22 protein-coding genes are annotated in these 20,345 nt (G+C 31.2%); 6 read left to right on the top strand and 16 right to left on the bottom strand.

Going from position 1 to position 20,345, the window contains the following annotated elements; genetic code table 11:
- Window positions 1-11: 11 nt before the first annotated feature.
- From UEQ13_RS13905 to hemA, 3 genes are read right to left on the bottom strand one after another with little or no spacing between them, the layout of a single operon-like run.
- Window positions 12-695 carry a uroporphyrinogen-III synthase gene (locus UEQ13_RS13905; RefSeq protein WP_329806930.1) on the bottom strand — a complete coding sequence of 228 codons (684 nt, stop codon included), beginning with the start codon at window positions 693-695 and terminating at the stop codon, window positions 12-14.
- Entirely contained in the window at window positions 695-1,624 is a 930-nt protein-coding gene (gene hemC, locus UEQ13_RS13900; protein WP_329806929.1) for a hydroxymethylbilane synthase, read from the bottom strand. Before hemC ends, UEQ13_RS13905 begins: the two co-directional genes overlap by 1 nt.
- Before the next feature lie 25 nt (window positions 1,625-1,649).
- On the bottom strand, window positions 1,650-2,906 hold the full coding sequence (gene hemA, locus UEQ13_RS13895) for a glutamyl-tRNA reductase (RefSeq protein ID WP_329806928.1): 1,257 nt from the start codon (window positions 2,904-2,906) through the stop codon (window positions 1,650-1,652).
- 228 nt (window positions 2,907-3,134) lie between these two features.
- On the opposite strand from hemA, the gene UEQ13_RS13890 reads away from it, so the two are divergent.
- From UEQ13_RS13890 to UEQ13_RS13865, 6 genes are all read left to right on the top strand, one after another.
- The gene (locus UEQ13_RS13890; RefSeq protein ID WP_166129448.1) at window positions 3,135-4,007 is read left to right on the top strand and encodes a helix-turn-helix transcriptional regulator; all 873 of its coding nucleotides are present in this window, start codon (window positions 3,135-3,137) and stop codon (window positions 4,005-4,007) included.
- 17 nt (window positions 4,008-4,024) lie between these two features.
- Window positions 4,025-5,041 (top strand): ferrochelatase, encoded by a 1,017-nt coding sequence (hemH, locus tag UEQ13_RS13885; RefSeq protein ID WP_329806927.1) that lies wholly within the window; start codon window positions 4,025-4,027, stop codon window positions 5,039-5,041.
- A 61-nt stretch (window positions 5,042-5,102) separates the two neighbouring features.
- Entirely contained in the window at window positions 5,103-5,648 is a 546-nt protein-coding gene (locus UEQ13_RS13880; protein WP_329806926.1) for a CopD family protein, read from the top strand.
- A 49-nt stretch (window positions 5,649-5,697) separates the two neighbouring features.
- A complete protein-coding gene (locus UEQ13_RS13875; RefSeq protein ID WP_329807245.1) occupies window positions 5,698-7,113 on the top strand; it encodes a sensor histidine kinase in 1,416 nt (471 codons plus the stop codon).
- 3 nt (window positions 7,114-7,116) lie between these two features.
- On the top strand, window positions 7,117-7,893 hold the full coding sequence (locus tag UEQ13_RS13870; protein WP_329806925.1) for an enoyl-CoA hydratase/isomerase family protein: 777 nt from the start codon (window positions 7,117-7,119) through the stop codon (window positions 7,891-7,893).
- 106 nt (window positions 7,894-7,999) lie between these two features.
- On the top strand, window positions 8,000-8,896 hold the full coding sequence (locus UEQ13_RS13865) for a metallophosphoesterase (protein ID WP_329806924.1): 897 nt from the start codon (window positions 8,000-8,002) through the stop codon (window positions 8,894-8,896).
- Here UEQ13_RS13865 and UEQ13_RS13860 read toward each other — a convergent pair whose 3' ends face one another.
- The 13 genes from UEQ13_RS13860 to trmB form a co-directional block, all read right to left on the bottom strand.
- On the bottom strand, window positions 8,897-9,907 hold the full coding sequence (locus tag UEQ13_RS13860) for a hypothetical protein (RefSeq protein WP_329806923.1): 1,011 nt from the start codon (window positions 9,905-9,907) through the stop codon (window positions 8,897-8,899).
- Window positions 9,885-11,513, bottom strand: a complete 1,629-nt coding sequence (locus UEQ13_RS13855) for an FAD-dependent oxidoreductase (protein ID WP_329806922.1) — start codon at window positions 11,511-11,513, stop codon at window positions 9,885-9,887. Before UEQ13_RS13855 ends, UEQ13_RS13860 begins: the two co-directional genes overlap by 23 nt.
- On the bottom strand, window positions 11,491-13,008 hold the full coding sequence (locus tag UEQ13_RS13850; RefSeq protein WP_329806921.1) for a polyamine aminopropyltransferase: 1,518 nt from the start codon (window positions 13,006-13,008) through the stop codon (window positions 11,491-11,493). The genes UEQ13_RS13855 and UEQ13_RS13850 overlap by 23 nt, the downstream gene beginning before the upstream one ends.
- Window positions 13,001-13,207 (bottom strand): DUF350 domain-containing protein, encoded by a 207-nt coding sequence (locus UEQ13_RS13845; RefSeq protein ID WP_166129644.1) that lies wholly within the window; start codon window positions 13,205-13,207, stop codon window positions 13,001-13,003. The genes UEQ13_RS13850 and UEQ13_RS13845 overlap by 8 nt, the downstream gene beginning before the upstream one ends.
- Before the next feature lie 227 nt (window positions 13,208-13,434).
- Entirely contained in the window at window positions 13,435-14,727 is a 1,293-nt protein-coding gene (locus UEQ13_RS13840; protein WP_329806920.1) for a hypothetical protein, read from the bottom strand.
- Entirely contained in the window at window positions 14,727-15,089 is a 363-nt protein-coding gene (locus UEQ13_RS13835) for an S-adenosylmethionine decarboxylase family protein (RefSeq protein WP_329806919.1), read from the bottom strand. The genes UEQ13_RS13840 and UEQ13_RS13835 overlap by 1 nt, the downstream gene beginning before the upstream one ends.
- Window positions 15,090-15,153: 64 nt before the next feature.
- Window positions 15,154-15,486: a 2Fe-2S iron-sulfur cluster-binding family protein gene (locus UEQ13_RS13830; protein WP_329806918.1), complete on the bottom strand. Its 333-nt coding sequence runs from the start codon at window positions 15,484-15,486 to the stop codon at window positions 15,154-15,156.
- Between the two features lie 75 nt (window positions 15,487-15,561).
- Entirely contained in the window at window positions 15,562-16,620 is a 1,059-nt protein-coding gene (locus UEQ13_RS13825; protein WP_166129629.1) for an NAD(P)/FAD-dependent oxidoreductase, read from the bottom strand.
- Between the two features lie 143 nt (window positions 16,621-16,763).
- A complete protein-coding gene (locus tag UEQ13_RS13820) occupies window positions 16,764-17,003 on the bottom strand; it encodes a NifU family protein (RefSeq protein ID WP_329806917.1) in 240 nt (79 codons plus the stop codon).
- Between the two features lie 64 nt (window positions 17,004-17,067).
- Window positions 17,068-18,204, bottom strand: coding sequence for an Mrp/NBP35 family ATP-binding protein (locus tag UEQ13_RS13815; RefSeq protein ID WP_329806916.1), 1,137 nt, complete (start codon window positions 18,202-18,204; stop codon window positions 17,068-17,070).
- 160 nt (window positions 18,205-18,364) lie between these two features.
- Window positions 18,365-18,691, bottom strand: coding sequence for an MGMT family protein (locus tag UEQ13_RS13810; RefSeq protein ID WP_329806915.1), 327 nt, complete (start codon window positions 18,689-18,691; stop codon window positions 18,365-18,367).
- Between the two features lie 240 nt (window positions 18,692-18,931).
- Complete coding sequence (locus UEQ13_RS13805) at window positions 18,932-19,567, bottom strand: LysE family translocator (RefSeq protein WP_329806914.1); 636 nt, start codon at window positions 19,565-19,567, stop codon at window positions 18,932-18,934.
- A complete protein-coding gene (gene trmB / locus UEQ13_RS13800) occupies window positions 19,567-20,241 on the bottom strand; it encodes a tRNA (guanosine(46)-N7)-methyltransferase TrmB (RefSeq protein ID WP_329806913.1) in 675 nt (224 codons plus the stop codon). Before trmB ends, UEQ13_RS13805 begins: the two co-directional genes overlap by 1 nt.
- Window positions 20,242-20,345 lie beyond the last annotated feature (104 nt).

Here is a 20,345-nt window from a genome sequence, read left to right as displayed (position 1 = left end):
AGGCACTAAGTTTAATTATTATAATATTCTATAACTTGTTCAATAACGTTTTCAACACTTGGTTGGTACGCGGTTTTAATGTTTTTAATTTTAGTTTCAGACAACACCGCTCTTAAAGCATCAGCAGTTGTATTTCCGATGCAAAATAATTTTTCGTTGGCAAGCGTGTTCTTTTTCAAATAACTCGTTACGGCTGATGGACTGAAAAACAGAATTCCGTCTACTTTATCTGAGATTTTATGCGGTGTTAACGTCGTATCGTACACTTTAATTTCGTTAAAAGTGATTTCGTTTTCAGACAACATTTCTGGCAAGGTATCTCTTCGAAGATTTCCGCTAAAAAAAGTAAAACTTTCATCTGAATACACTAACGTAATAATTTCGGCTAAATCTTCCGCGTAACCTGTATAGGCTTCTACTGTAAAACCGTTTTCGTTAAGTAATTCTTTCGTTTTTAATCCGACACAAAAAACTGTTTTTTGTTTTAAATCTTCAATTGTTGGATGTTGTAAAATACTTAAAACCGCATTTTGACTCGTAAAAATCAAATTTTTGTTCAGGTTTTTGATTTCGAAAGAAGCGTTTTCTGTTTTAATGAAATCGGCTTCCACAACTTGAATAGCTGCATCTAACAATACTTGTTTTTGGATTGTTGAAAGTGTTTTGGTTGAAAGTATTGTAGTTTTATCAGACATTATTTTTTTAATTTTTCTTTAATTTCAGTCATTACTGATGTTCCGCCATTGGCTAAAATTTCTTGCGCACAATGGAATCCTAATTTTTTCCATTCGGAAACTTCTACTGTTTTTTTGACTTCAAGTTTTTGTTTTCCATCAATTGAAAATAACACACCTGTAAAATCAATAACATCTTCTTTCTCATTATAAATGGCAAGTGCTCCAATTGGTGCGGTACAACCACCTTCTAACGTTCTTAAAAACTGACGTTCAATGTAGGTACAAATTTCTGTTTCAATATGATTTAATTGCGAAACCGCTTCTAAAGAAAATAAATCTTCTGCATTACAAACCACTAACATCGCACCTTGAGCTGGTGCAGGAATCATCCAATCTAATGGAATAAAAGTGGCAGGTTTTACGTTGATACGTTCTAAACCGGCTTCGGCAAAAATGGCGCCACTCCAATTAGAATCGGCTACTTTTTGCAAACGTGTATTTACGTTTCCGCGAATATCTTCTACAGCATGCGTTGGGTATTTGTGTAACCAGCTTGCTTTTCTTCGTAAACTACTGCTGGCAATTGTGCTATTTTCTTGAGTTAAGAAATCTAAATTTCCTTTATGAACTAAAATATCTAACGTGGATGCTCTTTCTAAAACTGCACCTTGAATAATTCCGTTTGGCAATTGAGTTGGTACATCTTTCATAGAATGCACAGCAATATCAATTTTGCCTTGAATCATCGCAATATCTAGTGTTTTCGTGAAAATTCCTGTGATTCCTAATTCGTATAGAGGTTTATCTAAAACAATATCGCCTTCCGATTTTACGGCAGTAATTTCAGTTTTATAACCTAAATCGTTCAGTTGTTTTTCAACTGTTTTGGCTTGCCAAAGTGCTAATTCGCTATCGCGAGTTCCTATTCGTATTGTTTTTTGCTTCATTTTTATGTTATAAAACCTTAATTTCTTAATGGTTTACATTTTCAATTTGAAAAACCTTGTTAATCCATTCCACACTTTCTTCCACAACGGTATTATCATCTTTTAAATGATTGGCAAAATGGCTGGTTATTTTTTGAATTAATTTAGCTGTTATAATTTCAGCATATTCTTCATTAAAATCGGCGTTTTTCTTTTTCAAGTGATTGATTTCCGATTCTTTAATCGCGTTTAATTTCGCTTTTAAAGCATGAATAGTTGGTGCGTATTTTCTGCCTTTAGACCAAGTTAAAAATTCAGTTAGAATTTCTGTAATGATATTTTCGGCAGCGGGAATATGTTGTTTTCTGTTTTCTAAAGTTTCATCCGTCATTTGCGACAAATGATCCATGTGAATTAAAGTTACAAATGGGTTTTGTTTTACGTTTTCGTTTACATTTTTCGGAATAGATAAATCTAAAATCAACAACGGTTTCTTTAAATTTAAAATATCTAAATCGATAGTTGGATTTTGAGCACCAGTTGCAACTACCACTACATCTGCTTTTTGTAATTCGATTTGCAAATCAGAATAATCCTTAACAATAAGATTTAATTTTTTGGCTAATTTCTCCGCCTTATCTTTTGTTCTGTTGATTAATGTAATTTGATCGTGTTTCGAATGTTTGACTAGATTTTCACACGTATTTCTTCCAATTTTTCCTGTTCCGAAAAGCAATATGTTTTTGTTAGAAATGTCTTCTACATTCTTAAAAATATATTGAACCGCCGCGAAAGAAACAGATGTTGCTCCGCTTGAAATTTCGGTTTCGTTTTTAACTTTTTTACTTGCCTGAATTACTGAATTCACCAAACGCTCTAAATAAGCATTGGCTAAATTTAGTTTTTTACTTTCTACAAAAGCATTTTTCAATTGGGCTATTATTTCAAAATCGCCTAAAATCTGGCTATCTAAACCTGTTCCAACACGAAACATATGATTTAAAGCTTCTTTTTGTTTGTAAACGTAAGCGAATTTTTGAAATTCTTCAACGGTTCCTAAGCTGTTTTCACAAAGCAAATGAATCAATTGAAAAGGATGTTGTGCAAAACCGTAAATTTCGGTGCGGTTACACGTAGAAGTAACTAATAAGCTTTCCACACCATTCGTTTTGGCTTGTTCCAATAAATTGGCTTTTGCTTTGTCGTCTAAACTAAACTTACCTCTAATTTCGGCATCAGCTTTTTTGTAGCTCAAACCGATCGCGTAGAAAGTATTTTGTTTTGCAGGTGAATGATTGTCCATAAATTGGGTTATCTCTTAAAGATGCACAAAATTATTGTTTCCAAGTTTATAAAAACAACGCTAAAAGTACTTTTTATATCGTAATTAGTTTTTTTTGATTAAATTGCAATTATTTTGCTATAAACTAGTAACTTTGCAACAAATCCAACACCATACAAGTTGTTTGTTTAGAATTATTATAAATAAGAAAGCTGTTTTTGATTAAACATTTCATAAAAAAATAACGCTATGAGTTCATTTGAAGAAATAAAAATTGACGATGATTTCACCTTACTCCGTTTTCAAAATGATTCTGAGAACACCGAAACACTTGAAAAACAAGTAGGTAGCGGTTTAATTCAGTTTCATTTTAATGTAAAAGGTAAAGGGAAATTTATCTTCAACAACAATTCGTATACTTTAGATTTAAATGAAGAAAAAGCACTTTTATTATACAATCCGCAAAAAGAATTGCCACTTCATTTAGAAGTTGCTCCGAAAAGTTGGATTATTTCTATATTAATTTCAATTAAAAAATTTCACACTTTGTTTTCTTCAGATACGGAAATGATTCCGTTTTTAAGTAAAGACAATTTAGAGAAAAAATATTATACCGAAGAAAGCATTAGTCCATCAATGGCAATTGTATTGAATCAGATATTTCATTACAACCAGAATTCGTCTATAAAAACTTTGTATTTAAAAGGTAAAAGTTACGAATTATTAAGTTTGTTTTTCAATACGAATGAAGATCCAAACGCAGAACATTGTCCATTTTTATCTGACGAAGAAAATGTCTTAAAAATTAAAAAAGCCAAAGAAATTATCATCAAAAACATGGCTGAACCACCTGGTTTACAAGAATTAGCTGATGAAGTTGGTATTTCGATGAAAAAACTAAAGGCAGGATTTAAAGAAATTTATGGCGATACTGTTTTTAATTTTCTATTCGATTATAAAATGGAATTTGCTCGAAAACTATTAGAATCTGGTTCATACAATGTGAATGAAGTAGGTTTAAAAATCGGCTACAGCACATCGAGCCATTTTATTGCAGCCTTTAAAAAGAAATTTGGTACTACACCAAAAAAATACTTATTGAATTTAAACGTTAATTTATAAAAGCATAAAAACATATTATGAAAGGAGTTTTATTAGTCAATCTTGGATCACCAGAAAGTCCAACAGCAAAAGACGTTAAGCCGTATTTAGATGAATTTTTAATGGATAAATACGTAATAGACGTTCCGTTTTTATTACGTGCTTTATTAGTGAGAGGAATTATTTTACAAACCAGACCTAAAAAATCTGCAGAAGCCTATGCAAGAATTTGGACAAGTGAAGGTTCGCCTTTAATTGTATTATCAAAAAGAATGCACGAAAAAGTAAAAGGTCTAGTTGATATTCCTGTAGCTTTATCCATGCGATATGGGACAATGACAATTTTAAAAGGCTTACAAGAATTACACGACAAAGGTGTAACTGAAGTCATGCTTTTTCCTTTATATCCGCAACATGCTATGGCTTCTACTACAACAATTTTAGTTTTAGCTGAAGAACTTCGCGCCAAGCATTTTCCAAACATGAAATTTACGAATGTTCCTGCTTTTTACAACAAACCAGGTTATATTGAAGCTTTATCAAATTCTATAAAAAAACATTTAGAAAGTTTTGAATACGATCATTTATTGTTTTCGTACCACGGCATCCCAAAACGTCATATTCGTAAAACAGATATAACTAAATCTCATTGTAAAATTGATGGTTCTTGTTGTAATACACCTTCGCCAGCGCACGAATTTTGCTACCGTCACCAATGTTATGAAACGACGAAACAAGTGGTGAAATTATTAGGCATTCCAGAAGGAAAATACAGCCAAACTTTTCAATCGCGTTTAGCGGGAGACAAATGGCTAACACCTTATACAGATGTTGAAATTAACAAAATGCCTGAAAAAGGAATTAAGAAATTGGCGGTTGTTACTCCAGCTTTCGTTGCAGATTGCTTAGAAACGTTAGAGGAAATTGCCATGGAAGCCAACGAACAATTTATACATCACGGTGGTGAAGAATTTTTAGCGATTCCTTGTATGAATGACGAAGACGAATGGTGTGGTGTAGTGGCGAAATGGATTGAAGAATTTAAAAATAATTAAATTTGTTTCAGGTTTAAAGTTTGTTTAGTTAACTTGAAACCTGAAACTTGAAACTATATTAATGGAATATTACAATTATCTAAAGTCCTTACATTTAATCTTTGTAATCACTTGGTTTGCAGGTTTATTTTACATTGTTCGCTTGTTTGTGTATCAAATTGAAGCGAATGAAATGCCTTCACCAGAAAAAGAAATTTTGCAAAAGCAATATAAAATAATGACCTATCGTTTGTGGTATATTATTACTTGGCCAAGTGCAGTTTTAGCAACAGTTTTTGCGCTTTGTTTGTTACATTTAAATCCCGCTTTTTTAGAAATGCCTTGGATGCAAGTGAAATTAGGTTTTGTGGTTTTATTGTTTATTTATCATTTTAAATGTCATAGTATTTATAAAGAATTACAAAATGACAAAATCAACTACACGTCTAACTTTATGCGTTTATGGAACGAAGGTGCGACAATAATTTTGTTTGCCGTAGTTTTTTTAGTCATTTTAAAAAATGCCATCAATTGGATTTATGGTGTAGTTGGAATTGTATTATTTTCTGTAATAATAATGCTTGGATTTAAATTCTACAAAAGAATTAGAGAAAAAAAAGGTGAATAAATTTTTCAAAATACATACGCTATCGTTAAGACGAAGAATCTTTTTGTCGATGTTGTTTTTAACGACATTCTCAACTATTTTAATTTCGATAGTGTCTTTAATTCACTTCCGATACGAAGCTAAAGAATATCATGAAGAACGCTTATCTCGTAAAGAAAGCGCCATAAAAGAACACATTGAATACATTTTAAAAACTACAAGTTATCCGCTTTTAACAAAAAATGTTCGCTATATTTTTAAAGATAGAATTCACGAATTATCTGACATTCATAGTTTAGAAATTAATTTTTTCGATTTAAATGGTAAATTACTTTTATCTTCAAAATCGGCATTTAAAATTGATAAAAAAATACCAAATATAGAAGCAAAAATTCTCAATGATTTAAGAAATTCTTCTGAGAAAAGAATCGTAATTACTAAATCTAAAGAAAACGACACGTATTTAAAATCGTCATTCAGTTACATTAAAGATATTAAGTTTAAAAACTTAACGATATTAAACATTCCATATGAAGAAAACAGCGATTTTTATAATGAAGAAGCTCGTAATTTCTTAACCCGATATGCGCAAGTATATATTATCATGTTTATCATTTCGATATTACTTTCTTATTTATTGTCAAGTAATATTACGAAATCTATTTCTCAAATTTCGGAAAAATTAGAAGTCACACAATTAAATGAACGTAACCAAAAACTTACGCTTCAACCCGGAAATCAAGAAATTAACGGGCTAATTTTATCGTACAACAACATGGTGGATACGTTAGAAGAAAGCGTACAAAAACTAGCCCAAAGTGAACGGGAACACGCTTGGCGCGAAATGGCCAAACAAGTCGCACACGAAATTAAAAATCCGTTAACACCTATGCGATTGACCATTCAGAGTTTTCAAAGAAAATTTGATGTCAACGATCCAAATATCAATCAGAAATTAAACGATTATTCGGAAACATTAATTCATCAAATTGATACGATGACAACGGTGGCAAGTGCTTTTTCGAATTTCGCCAACATGCCAGGACAACAAAACGAACTGGTAAATATTGTTCAAATAAGTAAAATGGCTTTGGAAATATTTGATGAAGACTATGTTCGTTTTCAAACCACAGAAAAAGAAATTTTTACACTTTTTGACCGAGCTCAACTGACACGAGTTGTTACGAATTTAGTTAAAAATGCGATTCAAGCAATTCCAGAAAATCAAGAAGAAAAATCTGTTACTGTAGATCTTTCAAAAACTGACACTCAATTTGTTTTAAAAGTTTGTGATAACGGAATTGGGATTTCAACAGAAAATGCAGCTTATATTTTCGAACCTAAATTTACTACAAAAAATTCTGGAATGGGATTAGGCTTAGCCATAATTAAAAATATTATTGAAAATTATAAAGGAACCATTACTTTTGTCACCAAAGAAGGAAAAGGAACAACATTCACTGTCACATTACCAATAAAAAACTAAAAAATGGAAAATATTTTAATTGAAAAACAAGACAATTTAGCGATTGTTACGATTAACAGACCAACCAAATTAAACGCTTTAAACATAGCTACAATTGAAGAATTACATGCTGCTTTTAACGAATTAAATCAAGACACCAATACAAAAGTTATTATTTTAACAGGAAGTGGTGAAAAAGCATTTGTTGCTGGAGCCGATATTTCTGAATTTGCTCATTTTTCTGTATCAGAAGGAGAACAATTAGCTGCCAAAGGTCAAGAATTATTGTTTGATTTTGTACAAAATTTACAAACACCAGTCATTGCAGCTGTAAATGGTTTTGCTTTAGGTGGTGGATTAGAATTAGCCATGAGTTGTCATTTCAGAATTGCTTCTACGAATGCTAAAATGGGTTTACCAGAAGTTACTTTAGGCGTAATTCCAGGTTATGGCGGCACACAACGTTTGGCACAATTGATCGGAAAAGGAAGAGCTATGGAATTGATCATGACAGCCAATATGATTGATGCAGAAACGGCTAAAAGTTACGGATTAGTAAATCACGTAGTTCCACAAGAAGAATTATTAGATTTAGCAAAATCAATTGCTACAAAAATAAGTAACAACTCGAGTGTAGCAATTGCTAAAGCGATTGAAGCTATCAATGCAAATTTTGAAGATGGCGTAAATGGTTTTGCAACAGAAATTAAAAACTTTGGTGCTTCTTTTGGAACAGAAGATTTTAAAGAAGGGACAACTGCTTTTTTAGAAAAAAGAAAAGCGGTTTTCACAGGGAAATAATTTTATCAAATAAAAATAAACAAAGCCACTTTAATAGTGGCTTTTGTGTTTATAGAGAATAAAAAACGAATACTATTTTACTTATATTTGTTAGAAATAACTTATCATGTCTTCACAAACCCGATTAACTAGAGCTTATAAAAATGCACTCCGAATTAAATTTACCGATTCGGATAAGTTTATTTTTTTTAGTGATTGCCATCGTGGAGATGGAAGTTTTGCAGATGATTTTGCTAATAATCGCAACATTTATATGCACGCTTTAAATCAGTATTACAAAAATGATTTTCAATATATCGAATTAGGTGATGGCGATGAATTATGGGAAAACTTATTTTTTAAAGATATTATTGAAGCGAATAAAAATGTGTTTTTGCTTTTAAAAAAGTTCTACGAAAAAAAGAAACTTCACATGATTTACGGGAATCACGATATGGTTTATCGAAATCAAGAGGTTGTAAAAAAACACTTTTCAGAATATTTTGACACTACTGCTGGGAAAAACCTACCTTTAATGCCTAATTTAACCTTCAATGAAGCGATAGTTTTAGAAAATGCTGATACAGGTCAGGAATTGTTTTTAACGCACGGACATCAAGCAGATTTTATGAATTATGTAGGTTGGAAATTCAATCGCTTTTTTGTGAGAGTTTTGTGGAAACCACTTCAAGTTTGGGGAATTAAAGATCCAACTAGTCCGGCTAAAAATTATATCGAATCGTTGAAAGTGGAAAGAAGAATCAAAAAATGGATTGCAAATAACGGAAACAAAATCACTATAATTGGACATACGCATCGCCCACATTTTCCAAAACCAAGTGAAAATTTACTAAATTTCTTTAACGATGGAAGTTGTGTTCACCCAAGAAACATTACCGGAATTGAAATTGAAAACGGCAAAATTTCATTGATTAAATGGCTCATTGATACCAATGACGATGGCGTTTTACAAATTGTAAAAGAATATATTGAAACACCACAGAAGTTGAGAGATTACGAATAATTACTTTTTAGTTTTCCAAATAAAACCATCAAGTAAATAATGAGTAAACTGCGGAACGGTTAATAATGGCACTAAAATGAGTTGCCAGTTTTCGGAAACATCAAAATTAAAAGTGAAGTTTTCTTGCCATACAAAAATCTCCCAAAAAAACTCTTCTACAAAAGCAATTCCCAACAAGAAGACAAGAAAAATGGCAATCTTATTGAATGAAGAAATCCCTTTCATAAAACTAATTTTACTTTCATTTACTTCTTTAAAATAAATCAAAGCCAAATAAGGTATGCCGTGTGAAACTACGTTTAATAAAGTGAATATTAAATCGTTATTATAGAAAACGATTCCGAAATACCACGACAAATAGGTTCCAATAATTAAGGCGTTTTTCGGAATATTAAAATCTTTTTTAGTTAGAAAAAGGTAAGCCGTTTTAAAAACATAAACTCCAATTATAGCAAAATACAAATAGTAAAAATACGTTATGATGTTGGTGTTTTCGAACAGAAAAAACTCATTTTCAACAAACCAATTGAATTTTCTATTGTTCGATAAAAACCAAAACAACATGGGAAAAACCGTAGCATTATAAATAATTAGATTATCTAAAAAAACTTGAAACTTGGTTTTGACTTCGTTTCTCGAATACAATCGCATGAAACCATATTGCTGTCTGATAAAATGAAATACAGCAACGTATGCTAAAAAAGACCAGAAAACCAAAGCACCAAATGAAAACAAAATCAATCCAATTAAAAAACAGATTATTGGCAATGAAATCAAAAGTTTTTTACTTTGATTAAAGGTATCTTTTACGAAATAGGTTTTAAATAAAGTCGCGTAAACGTGCGCCACATCAATACCAACAATCAAAACTAACCAAACATAAAATGAATAATTTTCTTCAATTGTCATTAATTGTTTATGAAACAGAAAAACAATAAGCAACACTATAAATGATGGTGCTAAAATGAAAATTCCGTCTGTTTTGGCTTTATGAATCCAAGGTTGTTTCATTGAAAATTTGGTTTACAACATCTATTCCTTGATGAAAAGCTTCTTCAAAAACAGATATTCCTGATAAATCACTGTGAGCAAAAAATATTTTATCCTCTATATTTTTAGCAGCCATTTCTTTTTCTTCACTAAAGATAAAATTTGGAGTTGGACTAATCATACCATGACCCATTTTATATATTTCAATAGTTTCAATTTCTTCTTTAATTGTGGGATGTGCGATACTTAAATCGGAAATAATGATGTTTTTAATCTCTTCTTCTTTCATTTTTAAGAATTCTTTCCTAGCTTCTTTTAAGTTCGAATTTGAAAAGGAATAATAATACGTAATCGATTTATTGTCAACAATTTGATTTATGGTTTGATGCTGATTATAAATATAACCCAAACCTTTCGATTTATAAATTACATTATCCCAATACAATTCTGAATTGTTCAATTCGGATTCTTTTTTTAAACTTATAGTTGCCGTAAACCAAGGCGCATATTGGAATTTAGCACTTGTTTTTCTGTCTTTAAATAAATATGAGTTAATATATTGTGGCGTACAACAAATCACTTTTTCGCAATTATACATCACAGATTTATTGTTTTTCGCATCAAAACAAAGTATTTCTACTAATGTATCGTTTTGCTTAATTTCATAAACTAAATGATTCTTTTTGACTTTATTTTCAACGTATTTAGCTAAATGTTTTGCTAACCTTCCGTTACCTTCTGGCCAAGTTAATACATTTTCAGTAGTTGATGTATCGTGTTTTCTGGCAGTAAAATAGAATAAGCCAGCCCAAGCAGAAACGAAATCTATACCAATTCCGAAATCATCTTTACAACAATAATTTACGTATTCTAAAAGTTCTTCAGAAGAGAATTTATTATTAGACAACCAATCTTTCATGGTTATTGTATCTAAATCACGGTATTTTTTTTCTTTAGAAATCTTATTAATCGGAATGTCAAAATGATACAATCCATCAAAACCTTTTTCATCTTTTAGTTGCGATGTAATTTCAAAAAAGCGATTGATTTCTTCGTTAGCTATTTCAGAATTTCCGTATTTTGGGATTAATTCTTCTTGCCAATTATTTTTGATAAAAAGTCTTTCTTGCGGTTTAAAACACAGTTGAGTTTCATCGAAAATTGGCATTTCCTTTTCAAAATGCGTTATAATTTTCGATTCGTGTAAAAAAGAAATTAATTCTTTATCATGTAAATTCGGTAATGGTAAATAATGTGCTCCGTGAGGAAATGAAGTGGCTTTATTGGTACCAAAACTAGAATTTCCGCCAATAGTACTTTCTAACTCTAATAACAAAAAGTTGGTTTTATTTTTTTTAACCAATTGTCTTGCAGCAGACAAACCTGTTATTCCACCACCTATAATTAGGATTGGAATTTCTATAATTTCAGTTGGTTTTGGAAAGTTTTTAAGCCATAATCGGTGGCCTAAAATATGATTTGTTCCTGTGAGTTTTAAGAAAATTTCGGCTAAGGTGTTTTTACAAGAATGCAACATACCTGGAATTTGAGCCAATATGCTTGCAAAAACAACACTTTTTACAAAGTTTCTTCTTGAGAATTGACTAGAGTTTTCCCCATTCTTCATCAAAATAGCGTACTAAAATTTGGTTATCTAATCGGTTAATTTCTAAATTATTAGCCATCATATCCTCTGGGAATTGATTTAAACTTTTATAATTATGGTTGTAGAATTTAAGATGATTTACTTTTCTGTTTACTTTATCAAAAGTGTTTTTTGAATTTAATGTCGCAATGGTATAACCCCACTCACCAAAAGAAGGTACATAAACATGATAGGCATCTGTATTTGGAAACACCTGTTTAACGGTTTTATTGATGCACCAAAACGATTTAGGCGCAAAATAAGGCGAAGTCGTTTGGATTACGATTACCGTGTTTGGATTGGCTAACTTCGCTAACGTTTTATAAAAATTAAGCGAATATAATTTCCCTAAACTATAATTGGAAGGATCTGGAAAATCGATAATAATTACATCATATTTTTTGGTAGTTGTTTTGGCCCAAAGAAAAGCATCTTGGTTGTGAATCGTGACTTTTTTATTTAGAAACGAATTGTGATTAAAGGTTTTAAGAATGGTATTTTCTTTAAACATTTGCGTCATTTTTTCGTCTAAATCTACAAGTGTAATGGTTTGAACTGCTGGATATTTTAAAATTTCTCTACATGCTAAACCATCGCCACCGCCTAAAACCAATACGTTTTCAATATTAGTAGCGTTTTCCATTGCTGGATGCACTAAAGCTTCGTGATATCTGTATTCGTCGGCAGATGAAAACTGGAGATTGTTATTTAGATAGAGTTTATAATCGTTTTTATTGTGCGTTAAAACGATTCTTTGATACGGTGTTGTGTTGGTAAAAACAATATTTTCTCCGTATAATTTTTCTTCAGAAAAGCTTAAAATTTCGTTAGAAAAATAGAAAACCACTACTAAAAGCAAAAATGAAAAGATGGATTTGAATTTCAGTAGCAAGCTGTTTTTGATTTCTTTTTGCAATAAAAAAGTTAAGCATATCGCAACAGAAATATTAATCATCCCAAAAAACAACGAGGTTTTAATCACACCTAATTGAGGAATAAATACTAAAGGAAATAAAACCGAAGCTAATAAAGCGCCAATATAATCGAACGTAAAAACATTGGACACTAATTCGCTGAACTCTACTTTTTCTTTCAGAATATTCATTAAAAGCGGAATTTCTAAACCTACTAAACAGCCTGTAATAAAAACCAAAAGATATAAAACAACCTGAAAATAATCTACTTTTTCGAAAAGGATAAATAGCAAGACAGAACTTAAACCGCCGATTAAACCGACAATTATTTCTATTTCAATAAAAGTGTTTAGCTGATTCTTTTTGATGAATTTCGCAAAATACGAACCCACACCCATGGAGAACAAGTACACACCAATAATAAACGAAAACTGTTTGACAGAATCGCCAAGTAAATAACTCGCTAAAGTTCCTGCAATTAATTCGTAAATAAGTCCGCAAGTTGCGATTATAAATACGGCAAATAAAAGTAAATATTCAAATTTTAAGAATTTTTTACCCATGAATAGCGGCGCTAATGATCATAGAAATGCCTATAATTAATGCTCCAAAAACGATAGCTAATGCGGTGTTTTTGTTTTGTACAATTTCTTTCCAAGTGTTTTCTGGTGTCGCTTTTTCAATGATGAAATATCCAATTAATAAAATTACGATTCCAACTAATGAAAACACTATTGAGTTAATTAATCCGTTTACTAACATATTTTTCAGTTTATATTATTATTAAATATTGATGTTATTATTTGTGATAAAATCTATTTACGCCGCCGCCTCTATAGGTAGAAGAGCCGCTTTGTGTTTTTTCTGTTTCTTTACAATCGCAAATTCTATTTCCTTTATAAGTAAAAAATATAAATAGTACGAAAACTGGAATTGCAATAGCAAAACCGAATATATTCCTTTTAATAAAATTTAAAACAGCATCCATATTAACTTTCCTCTGATTTATAAGGTGAATAACTACTATCGCTCCATCTTGAAACTTCAAAGATGTATTTTAGTCCAAATAAAAGAACAATTCCTCCAGCCAAAATTAGCATACAAAAACCAACATTCCAAAAGGGTGTTTTTTCCAATGTAGCTTTAATTGACATTTCTAAACTTGGATCTACACTTTCGGTTGTAATTGTTTGATTTGGGTCATAAGTTGCTCCAGGTGGAATATAATTGGATCTTTCTTCAGCTGATGTAGTAAATGCTAAATGGTATTTTCCTGGTTCTACCCCACAAAAAGAAAAACTTTCATTAGTTGTTCCTTCTGTCCAACTTTCCCCGCCTGAATTACCATGGTAATATTCAATATCTTGTTCAGCAAATTGCTCTTCACTTGTGTTTTCATTTACTAAACTCACACCGGTATAAGCCCATGAATTATTTACTGGAGCATTAATTTCTATTTTTAAAGGTGATGCGCCGCCAGTAAATTCAAATGATGGTGAAACATATTCTTTGCTTTTATAAGTATCTATATTTAAACTTGTTGAAAGTACCGTTTGAGTGGAAGATTGGCTCCATAAAATATAAATGAACAACATAATAATAATGGTTGCAACAAATATTTTTGCCGTATCTACGAAATCTACATAAAAAGGCTGAACAATTCCAACACTACTTCTTGATGGTAAATTATTAACCTTAAATATTTTCTCTATTTCATTTTTGGTGATATGTTCTCCGTGATAAACATGATCGCCTCCAAAATCATCCATAGACAAAATATAAGGAGGACAAATAAATTCACTGGCATACACTTTTGATGTTTTTATTTGAAAATCATAAAAACCTGCTAAATATATGATGTCAGTTTTACTATCATCGTATTTTTTATAGGTGATATTATTGTAATAAATATCTATTCTATTAAACTGTTTTAAATCTAAATCTTCAATTTCTTTTAGTTTTATCCAATGCCCGTTACATTCTGATAAATAAACAAATTTTCCGCTTTGAGATTGAAGTGTATATTCTCTCGAATAAGTATACCAACCTAAATTTTTTACAATTACGGCAACAACTTCAAACATTTCATTATCAAAAATCCCTTTAAGACCAATTGATAACATGTTTTGAGTATTCTTATACGAAGAAAAAGAATAATTTTCAGAATTGGAATTTTGAAATGTAAAAACATGTCCACAATTTGAACAACCAAAAGTCTTAAAATCAATTGTATTGATTATCTCTGTAGTATGACTACATTTTGGGCAAGTACAAACACTCATTACCTTTCAATTTCAGTTTGTTTCACAATAGTTGCTTCAAAATAATTCGTAATTTGATTTGAAATAGCTCTAACTTTCTGCGTATTATCACAAGAATAATTACACAAATACACATCAGTAGTTAATTGATTTATTTCTGGCCAAGTATGAATACAAATATGGGATTCTTTCAAACAAAAAGCAATGGTAAAGCTGTTATTTTCGAAAACATGTGAAGTTTGACCTATTAATTCTAGATCATGCTCTTGTAAAAGTAAGTTTACAAAAGTTATGAAAGAATCACAAGTAGTAAGTTTACTATTGTGTGCTGTTTTTAAGGTAAGTAATACGTGTAAACCTAGTAAATTAGTAGGATTTTGCATCTATTATTTTTTGTTACTTTTATTATACGAGGAAAATATAAAAAAGTTACAAAATAGTTACATTCTATTGTTCCGGTGCAATTTCCAGTTCCAAACCTTCTAACTCTTCAGAAATGTGAATTTGGCAACCTAAACGGCTATTGTCCTTTACGTGATATGCATCAGCTAGCATTGCTTCTTCGTCGTCATTTCTTTCTGTTTTTAAAACATCGTTAAGTAAATAACATTGACAAGAAGCGCACATCGCCATTCCGCCGCAAACACCAACAGTTCCTTCTTCAGCTAATTCATACGAACGGATTAATTCCATCACATTCATATTCATGTCGGTTGGCGCTAAAACTTCGTGTTTTATACCGTTTCTGTCGGTAATAAAAATGGTTACGTCTTGTGGCATTTTTAGTTTCAAGTTTCAAGTTTCAAGTTTCAGGTTCGCTTAAATTGAAGCCTGAAACTTGAAACAAAATTATATTTAATCTATAGATTTTACAACTGCTTTTTCTGCTTCTTTTCTTGTTCCATCAAAACCATCCACTCCAGAAACAGTTGTGTATTTTAACACATAGCGTTTTCCTGGGTTGATTCTGTTATACACACTTTGACACATTAAAGTCGCTTCGTGGAAACCACATAAAATCAACTTTAATTTTCCTGGATAAGTATTCACATCACCAATGGCGTAAATTCCGTCAATATTGGTTTGATAATCTAAAGCGTTGTTTACTTTGATCGCATTTTTCTCAATTTCTAATCCCCAATTGGCAATAGCGCCTAATTTTGGAGTTAGTCCGAAAAGTGGAATGAAATAATCGGTTGGCACATTCATGCGTGCGCCGTTCATTTCAACATCTATAGATTCAATTCTTTCCGTTCCTTTGAAACCTACGACTTCAGCTGGAGTAATTAATTTTATTTTTCCTGCTGATTTTAATTCTTGTACTTTTTCTACAGAATCTAAAGCGCCACGGAATTCGTTTCTTCTATGAATTAAAGTCACTGAAGAAGCTACATTCGAAAGGAAAACACTCCAATCTAATGCAGAATCACCACCACCAGCAATTACAATATTTTTGTTGCGATATTTTTCTGGATCTTTTACAAAATAATCGACACCTCTGTCTTCTTTTTCATAAAATTCAATGTCTTTTAAAATGGGTTTTCTTGGTTCGAAAGTTCCTAAACCACCTGCAATAGCAATCGCTTTAGCTTTATGTTTCGTACCTTTATTTGTAGTTACAATAAAAGAACCATCTTCAAGTTTTTCAATGGTTTCAGCCGTTTCAGCTAAAGTAAAACCGGGTTGAAACTGCTTAATTTGTTCCATTAAATTCGTCACTAAATCACCTGCTAATACTTCAGGATAACCTGGAATATCAAAAATAGGTTTTTTAGGATATAATTCTGCTAATTGCCCACCTGGTTGAGGAAGTGCATCAATAATATGACATTTTAATTGTAATAATCCTGCTTCGAAAACAGCAAAAAGCCCAGTTGGACCTGCTCCAATTATTAATATATCTGTTTCAATCATTTTTTTTGTTTTTGCTACTAAGGCTCGAAGGCACAAAGTTTCTTGTTTATATTAGGTAATAAAACGAGAATTTATTCTAATTCTACAGTACAAAGAAATTAATTTGCAATGTGTTTTTTTATGACATTTATCAGGTAGAAAAATTAAGCTACATTTTCTACAGTTTCAATTTGAGGAACATATTTTTTAATCGTAGTTTCCACACCAGCTTTCATTGTACTGATACTTAAACTGCAACTTGTACAAGCACCTTGCAAACGCACTTTTACGTGTTTTCCATCCAATACTTCAACCAATTCAATATCGCCACCATCTGAATTTAAGAAAGGTCTAATTTCTGCTAAGGCTTTCTCGATATTTTCGTTTATTTCAATTTCTGTCATAATTTTATTATTTTCAATTAGTCAATACGCATCCCGAAATTCGAAACAAGTTATGTAAATTGATTTATTTTTTTACAGCAGAACATCCTGCCATTGTTGTGATTTTTATAGCTTCCGTTGCTGGTAAATTTTCATTTCTTTTTACCGTTTCAGCGACAACGCTTCTGGCTAATTCTTCAAAAATAGTTTCTAAAATAGAACCTGTTTGCATAGCAGCTGGTCTTCCGTAATCACCTGCTTCTCTAATACTTTGTACTAAAGGAACTTCACCTAAAAACAGCACTTCTAAATCTTCTGCTAAATTTTTCGCACCTTCTTTACCAAAGATATAATATTTATTATCAGGAAGTTCTTCTGGAGTGAAATACGCCATATTTTCTATAATTCCCAATACTGGAACTTGAATTGAATCTGACATAAACATTGAAACTCCTTTTTTCGCATCTGCTAAAGCTACAGCTTGCGGCGTACTTACTACAACAGCACCAGTAATTGGTAACGATTGCATAATTGACAAGTGAATATCACCAGTTCCTGGAGGTAAATCGATTAACATGAAATCTAATTCTCCCCAATTCGCATCAAAAATCATTTGGTTTAACGCTTTTGAAGCCATTGGTCCACGCCAAATAACGGCTTGGTCTGGTTTAGTGAAAAATCCTATAGATAAAATCTCCACACCATAACTTTGAACAGGTTGCATTTTAGATTTTCCGTCAATTTCAACTGAAATAGGTTTTGCTGATTCTACATCGAACATAATTGGCATTGATGGTCCGTAAATATCGGCATCTAAAATTCCAACTTTGAAACCCATTTTAGATAAAGCAACAGCTAAATTTGCTGTAATGGTAGATTTACCCACACCACCTTTTCCTGAAGAAACAGCAATAATATTACTAATTCCAGGAATTTGTTTTCCTTTGATCGTATTCGCTTCTTCTTTTGTTGGAGTTTCTACCTTGATATTGACTTTAACTTTCGCATCTGCATTTATTTTTTCGGCAATTACCTTTTTAATGTCTGCTTCAGCGCGATTTTTTATATGTAAAGCCGGAGTCGTTAAAACAACATCTACCACTATTTCATCACCAAAAGTTACTACGTTTTGAACCGCACCACTTTCTACCATATTTTTTCCTTCACCTGCAATTGAAATGCTTTCTAATGCGGTAAGAATTTCTTTTCTATCTAATTTCATCGTATTATATAAAACTTAATTATAAAAAGTTCAATTAAAGACTATGCTTATTTAAACTAATTTTAGATTGCAAAGATAGTAAGAAGTTTAAAAGTTTGTAGTTTATCGATTAAAAAAGTTTTAATGATAGTATAAGGTTTGTTTATTGGATTTTAGTATTTTAAAAATCCGGTTCCCAAAAGTGCATTTTGAAATCTATAATTTGATTGTCGACGACTTGAATGCCTTCACTTTCTAATAATTGTTGCATTAAGTTGGTGCCTTCAAAATGATGTTTGCCAGTTAAAAGTCCTAAACGATTTACTACTCTGTGAGCAGGAATATCAGTTCTGCCATGACAAGCTTTCATTGCCCAACCGACCATTCTTGCAGAACGACCTGCACCTAAAGCTTTAGCAATAGCACCATAAGAAGTGACTTTACCGTAAGGAATTTGTCGAGCAACTTCGTACACTCGTTCAAAAAAATTGTCTTCTTTTACTTTCATATGCAGATAATTATTGTTTTTTATTTGTCATATGGTATCGCTTTTCTTATTTGATGTTTGTAATCACAAACTTGCCTTTATTGCGATTTCAAGATAATGGGTCTAATAAATTTGATTTAAATGTTTTACCACGAATTTTCGAATTAATTATCAATTCGTTGTATTCGAATTCATCTTTAGATGAACTAATTTCACAAACTGCTGAAAAAAAAATTCGTGAATTCGTGGCAAAAAAACAGTTTATTTATTCAAGTTATAAATCGTAAAAACAGCAATTAAACCCGTAATTATGGCGATTATAAAATTAATATTTTTGATGAAGAATGTCACTTTATGTTTTATTTTTCTAAACAAATAGGCGTAACCCATAAAAACAATAAAAGTTCCTAAAGTTGTTCCAATTACAAAAGCAAAACCTACTAAATTGGTAAAAAAATCATCAATAAATGCGGATAAATATAAACTCACAAAAGCGTAATACGGAATTGGGAATACATTTAATCCTGAAATAAAAACACCATGTAAAAAAGGTTTCAGATTACTTTTAGTCGATTTTTTTTTGATTTCTTCTTTAGAATCAATAAAGTTTTGAATCCCTTTTCCTAAAAAAAAGATGGTTAGTAGAATAAAAACTACACTTCCTACTAATTTTAAATTTTGCATCACTTGCGGGTGACTTTCTAAAAAAGTAGCAAAATAATACGCCAAAACAGCTTGTAGAAAAACCACTAAAATAGCACCATTAATGAACTTTCTAGCTCTTTTTAAAGATTTTTTTACGCTATAATTCGCCACAGTCATGTTCACAATTCCGGGTGGCAATACACCAACAAAAGAAAACAAAATTGCAAAAGCAAAAGCAAAAAGTACCGACACTATTTAATTTTAAACTGGATGTAAGTTATACTTTTATTTATTTCTAAATACTGACTTTCGTAAAAAGTTTGAATACTTGTTACTTCTTCTGGTGCTCCAGCGTTGTTATATACGTTATGATTCGAATATAAAACTTCGTGTCCTTCACCATGTAAAAGTCCTAAAGTGTAACCGTGCATGAACTCACTGTCGGTTTTTAGGTGCATTAAACCATTTGGTTTTAGTATTTTTTTATAATTCTGCAAAAACTCAGAATTCGTCATACGGTGTTTCGTACGTTTGTATTTGATTTGCGGATCTGGGAAAGTAATCCAAATTTCGTCTACTTCATTTTCTGCAAAACAATGTTTGATTAATTCAATTTGCGTACGAAGAAATCCTACATTATTCAAACCATTTTCCAAAGCAGTTTTAGCACCACGCCAAAAACGAGCACCTTTAATATCTACACCAATGAAGTTTTTATCTGGAAATTTTTCGGCTAAACCGACAGAATATTCTCCTTTTCCACAACCTAGTTCTAGTACAATTGGATTGTTATTTTTAAAGAAATCGCTATTCCATTTCCCTTTTAATGCCACACTATCCGTTACCACTTCTTCTCTAGTTGGTTGAAACACATTAGAGAACGTCAGGTTTTCGTTAAATCTTTTTAATTTATTTTTACTTCCCACAACAATTAATTTTATAATGCAAAAGTATAAAATTAAAGTATCTATCTTTGTAAAAAAATAAACTCAATTATTTTCTTATCCCAAATCGAAAATAAACATTTCAT

Source organism: Flavobacterium facile, assembly GCF_036321945.1.
Lineage (GTDB): Bacteria > Bacteroidota > Bacteroidia > Flavobacteriales > Flavobacteriaceae > Flavobacterium > Flavobacterium facile.
This window is presented reverse-complemented; position numbering and strand designations above follow the sequence as displayed.

What these genes read in the sequence shown, in the direction of transcription:
- UEQ13_RS13880 (WP_329806926.1), top strand. Translation starts at nt 5,103, where the DNA reads ATGGAATATTACAATTATCTAAAGTCCTTACATTTAATCTTTGTAATC.
- UEQ13_RS13850 (WP_329806921.1), bottom strand. Translation starts at nt 13,008, where the DNA reads ATGGGTAAAAAATTCTTAAAATTTGAATATTTACTTTTATTTGCCGTA.
- UEQ13_RS13860 (WP_329806923.1), bottom strand. Translation starts at nt 9,907, where the DNA reads ATGAAACAACCTTGGATTCATAAAGCCAAAACAGACGGAATTTTCATT.
- UEQ13_RS13855 (WP_329806922.1), bottom strand. Translation starts at nt 11,513, where the DNA reads ATGAAGAATGGGGAAAACTCTAGTCAATTCTCAAGAAGAAACTTTGTA.
- UEQ13_RS13810 (WP_329806915.1), bottom strand. Translation starts at nt 18,691, where the DNA reads ATGAAAGTAAAAGAAGACAATTTTTTTGAACGAGTGTACGAAGTTGCT.
- UEQ13_RS13825 (WP_166129629.1), bottom strand. Translation starts at nt 16,620, where the DNA reads ATGATTGAAACAGATATATTAATAATTGGAGCAGGTCCAACTGGGCTT.
- hemC (WP_329806929.1), bottom strand. Translation starts at nt 1,624, where the DNA reads ATGAAGCAAAAAACAATACGAATAGGAACTCGCGATAGCGAATTAGCA.
- UEQ13_RS13820 (WP_329806917.1), bottom strand. Translation starts at nt 17,003, where the DNA reads ATGACAGAAATTGAAATAAACGAAAATATCGAGAAAGCCTTAGCAGAA.
- UEQ13_RS13865 (WP_329806924.1), top strand. Translation starts at nt 8,000, where the DNA reads ATGTCTTCACAAACCCGATTAACTAGAGCTTATAAAAATGCACTCCGA.
- UEQ13_RS13890 (WP_166129448.1), top strand. Translation starts at nt 3,135, where the DNA reads ATGAGTTCATTTGAAGAAATAAAAATTGACGATGATTTCACCTTACTC.
- UEQ13_RS13875 (WP_329807245.1), top strand. Translation starts at nt 5,698, where the DNA reads ATGTTGTTTTTAACGACATTCTCAACTATTTTAATTTCGATAGTGTCT.
- UEQ13_RS13815 (WP_329806916.1), bottom strand. Translation starts at nt 18,204, where the DNA reads ATGAAATTAGATAGAAAAGAAATTCTTACCGCATTAGAAAGCATTTCA.
- UEQ13_RS13840 (WP_329806920.1), bottom strand. Translation starts at nt 14,727, where the DNA reads ATGAGTGTTTGTACTTGCCCAAAATGTAGTCATACTACAGAGATAATC.
- UEQ13_RS13830 (WP_329806918.1), bottom strand. Translation starts at nt 15,486, where the DNA reads ATGCCACAAGACGTAACCATTTTTATTACCGACAGAAACGGTATAAAA.
- hemA (WP_329806928.1), bottom strand. Translation starts at nt 2,906, where the DNA reads ATGGACAATCATTCACCTGCAAAACAAAATACTTTCTACGCGATCGGT.
- UEQ13_RS13845 (WP_166129644.1), bottom strand. Translation starts at nt 13,207, where the DNA reads ATGTTAGTAAACGGATTAATTAACTCAATAGTGTTTTCATTAGTTGGA.
- hemH (WP_329806927.1), top strand. Translation starts at nt 4,025, where the DNA reads ATGAAAGGAGTTTTATTAGTCAATCTTGGATCACCAGAAAGTCCAACA.
- UEQ13_RS13870 (WP_329806925.1), top strand. Translation starts at nt 7,117, where the DNA reads ATGGAAAATATTTTAATTGAAAAACAAGACAATTTAGCGATTGTTACG.
- UEQ13_RS13905 (WP_329806930.1), bottom strand. Translation starts at nt 695, where the DNA reads ATGTCTGATAAAACTACAATACTTTCAACCAAAACACTTTCAACAATC.
- UEQ13_RS13835 (WP_329806919.1), bottom strand. Translation starts at nt 15,089, where the DNA reads ATGCAAAATCCTACTAATTTACTAGGTTTACACGTATTACTTACCTTA.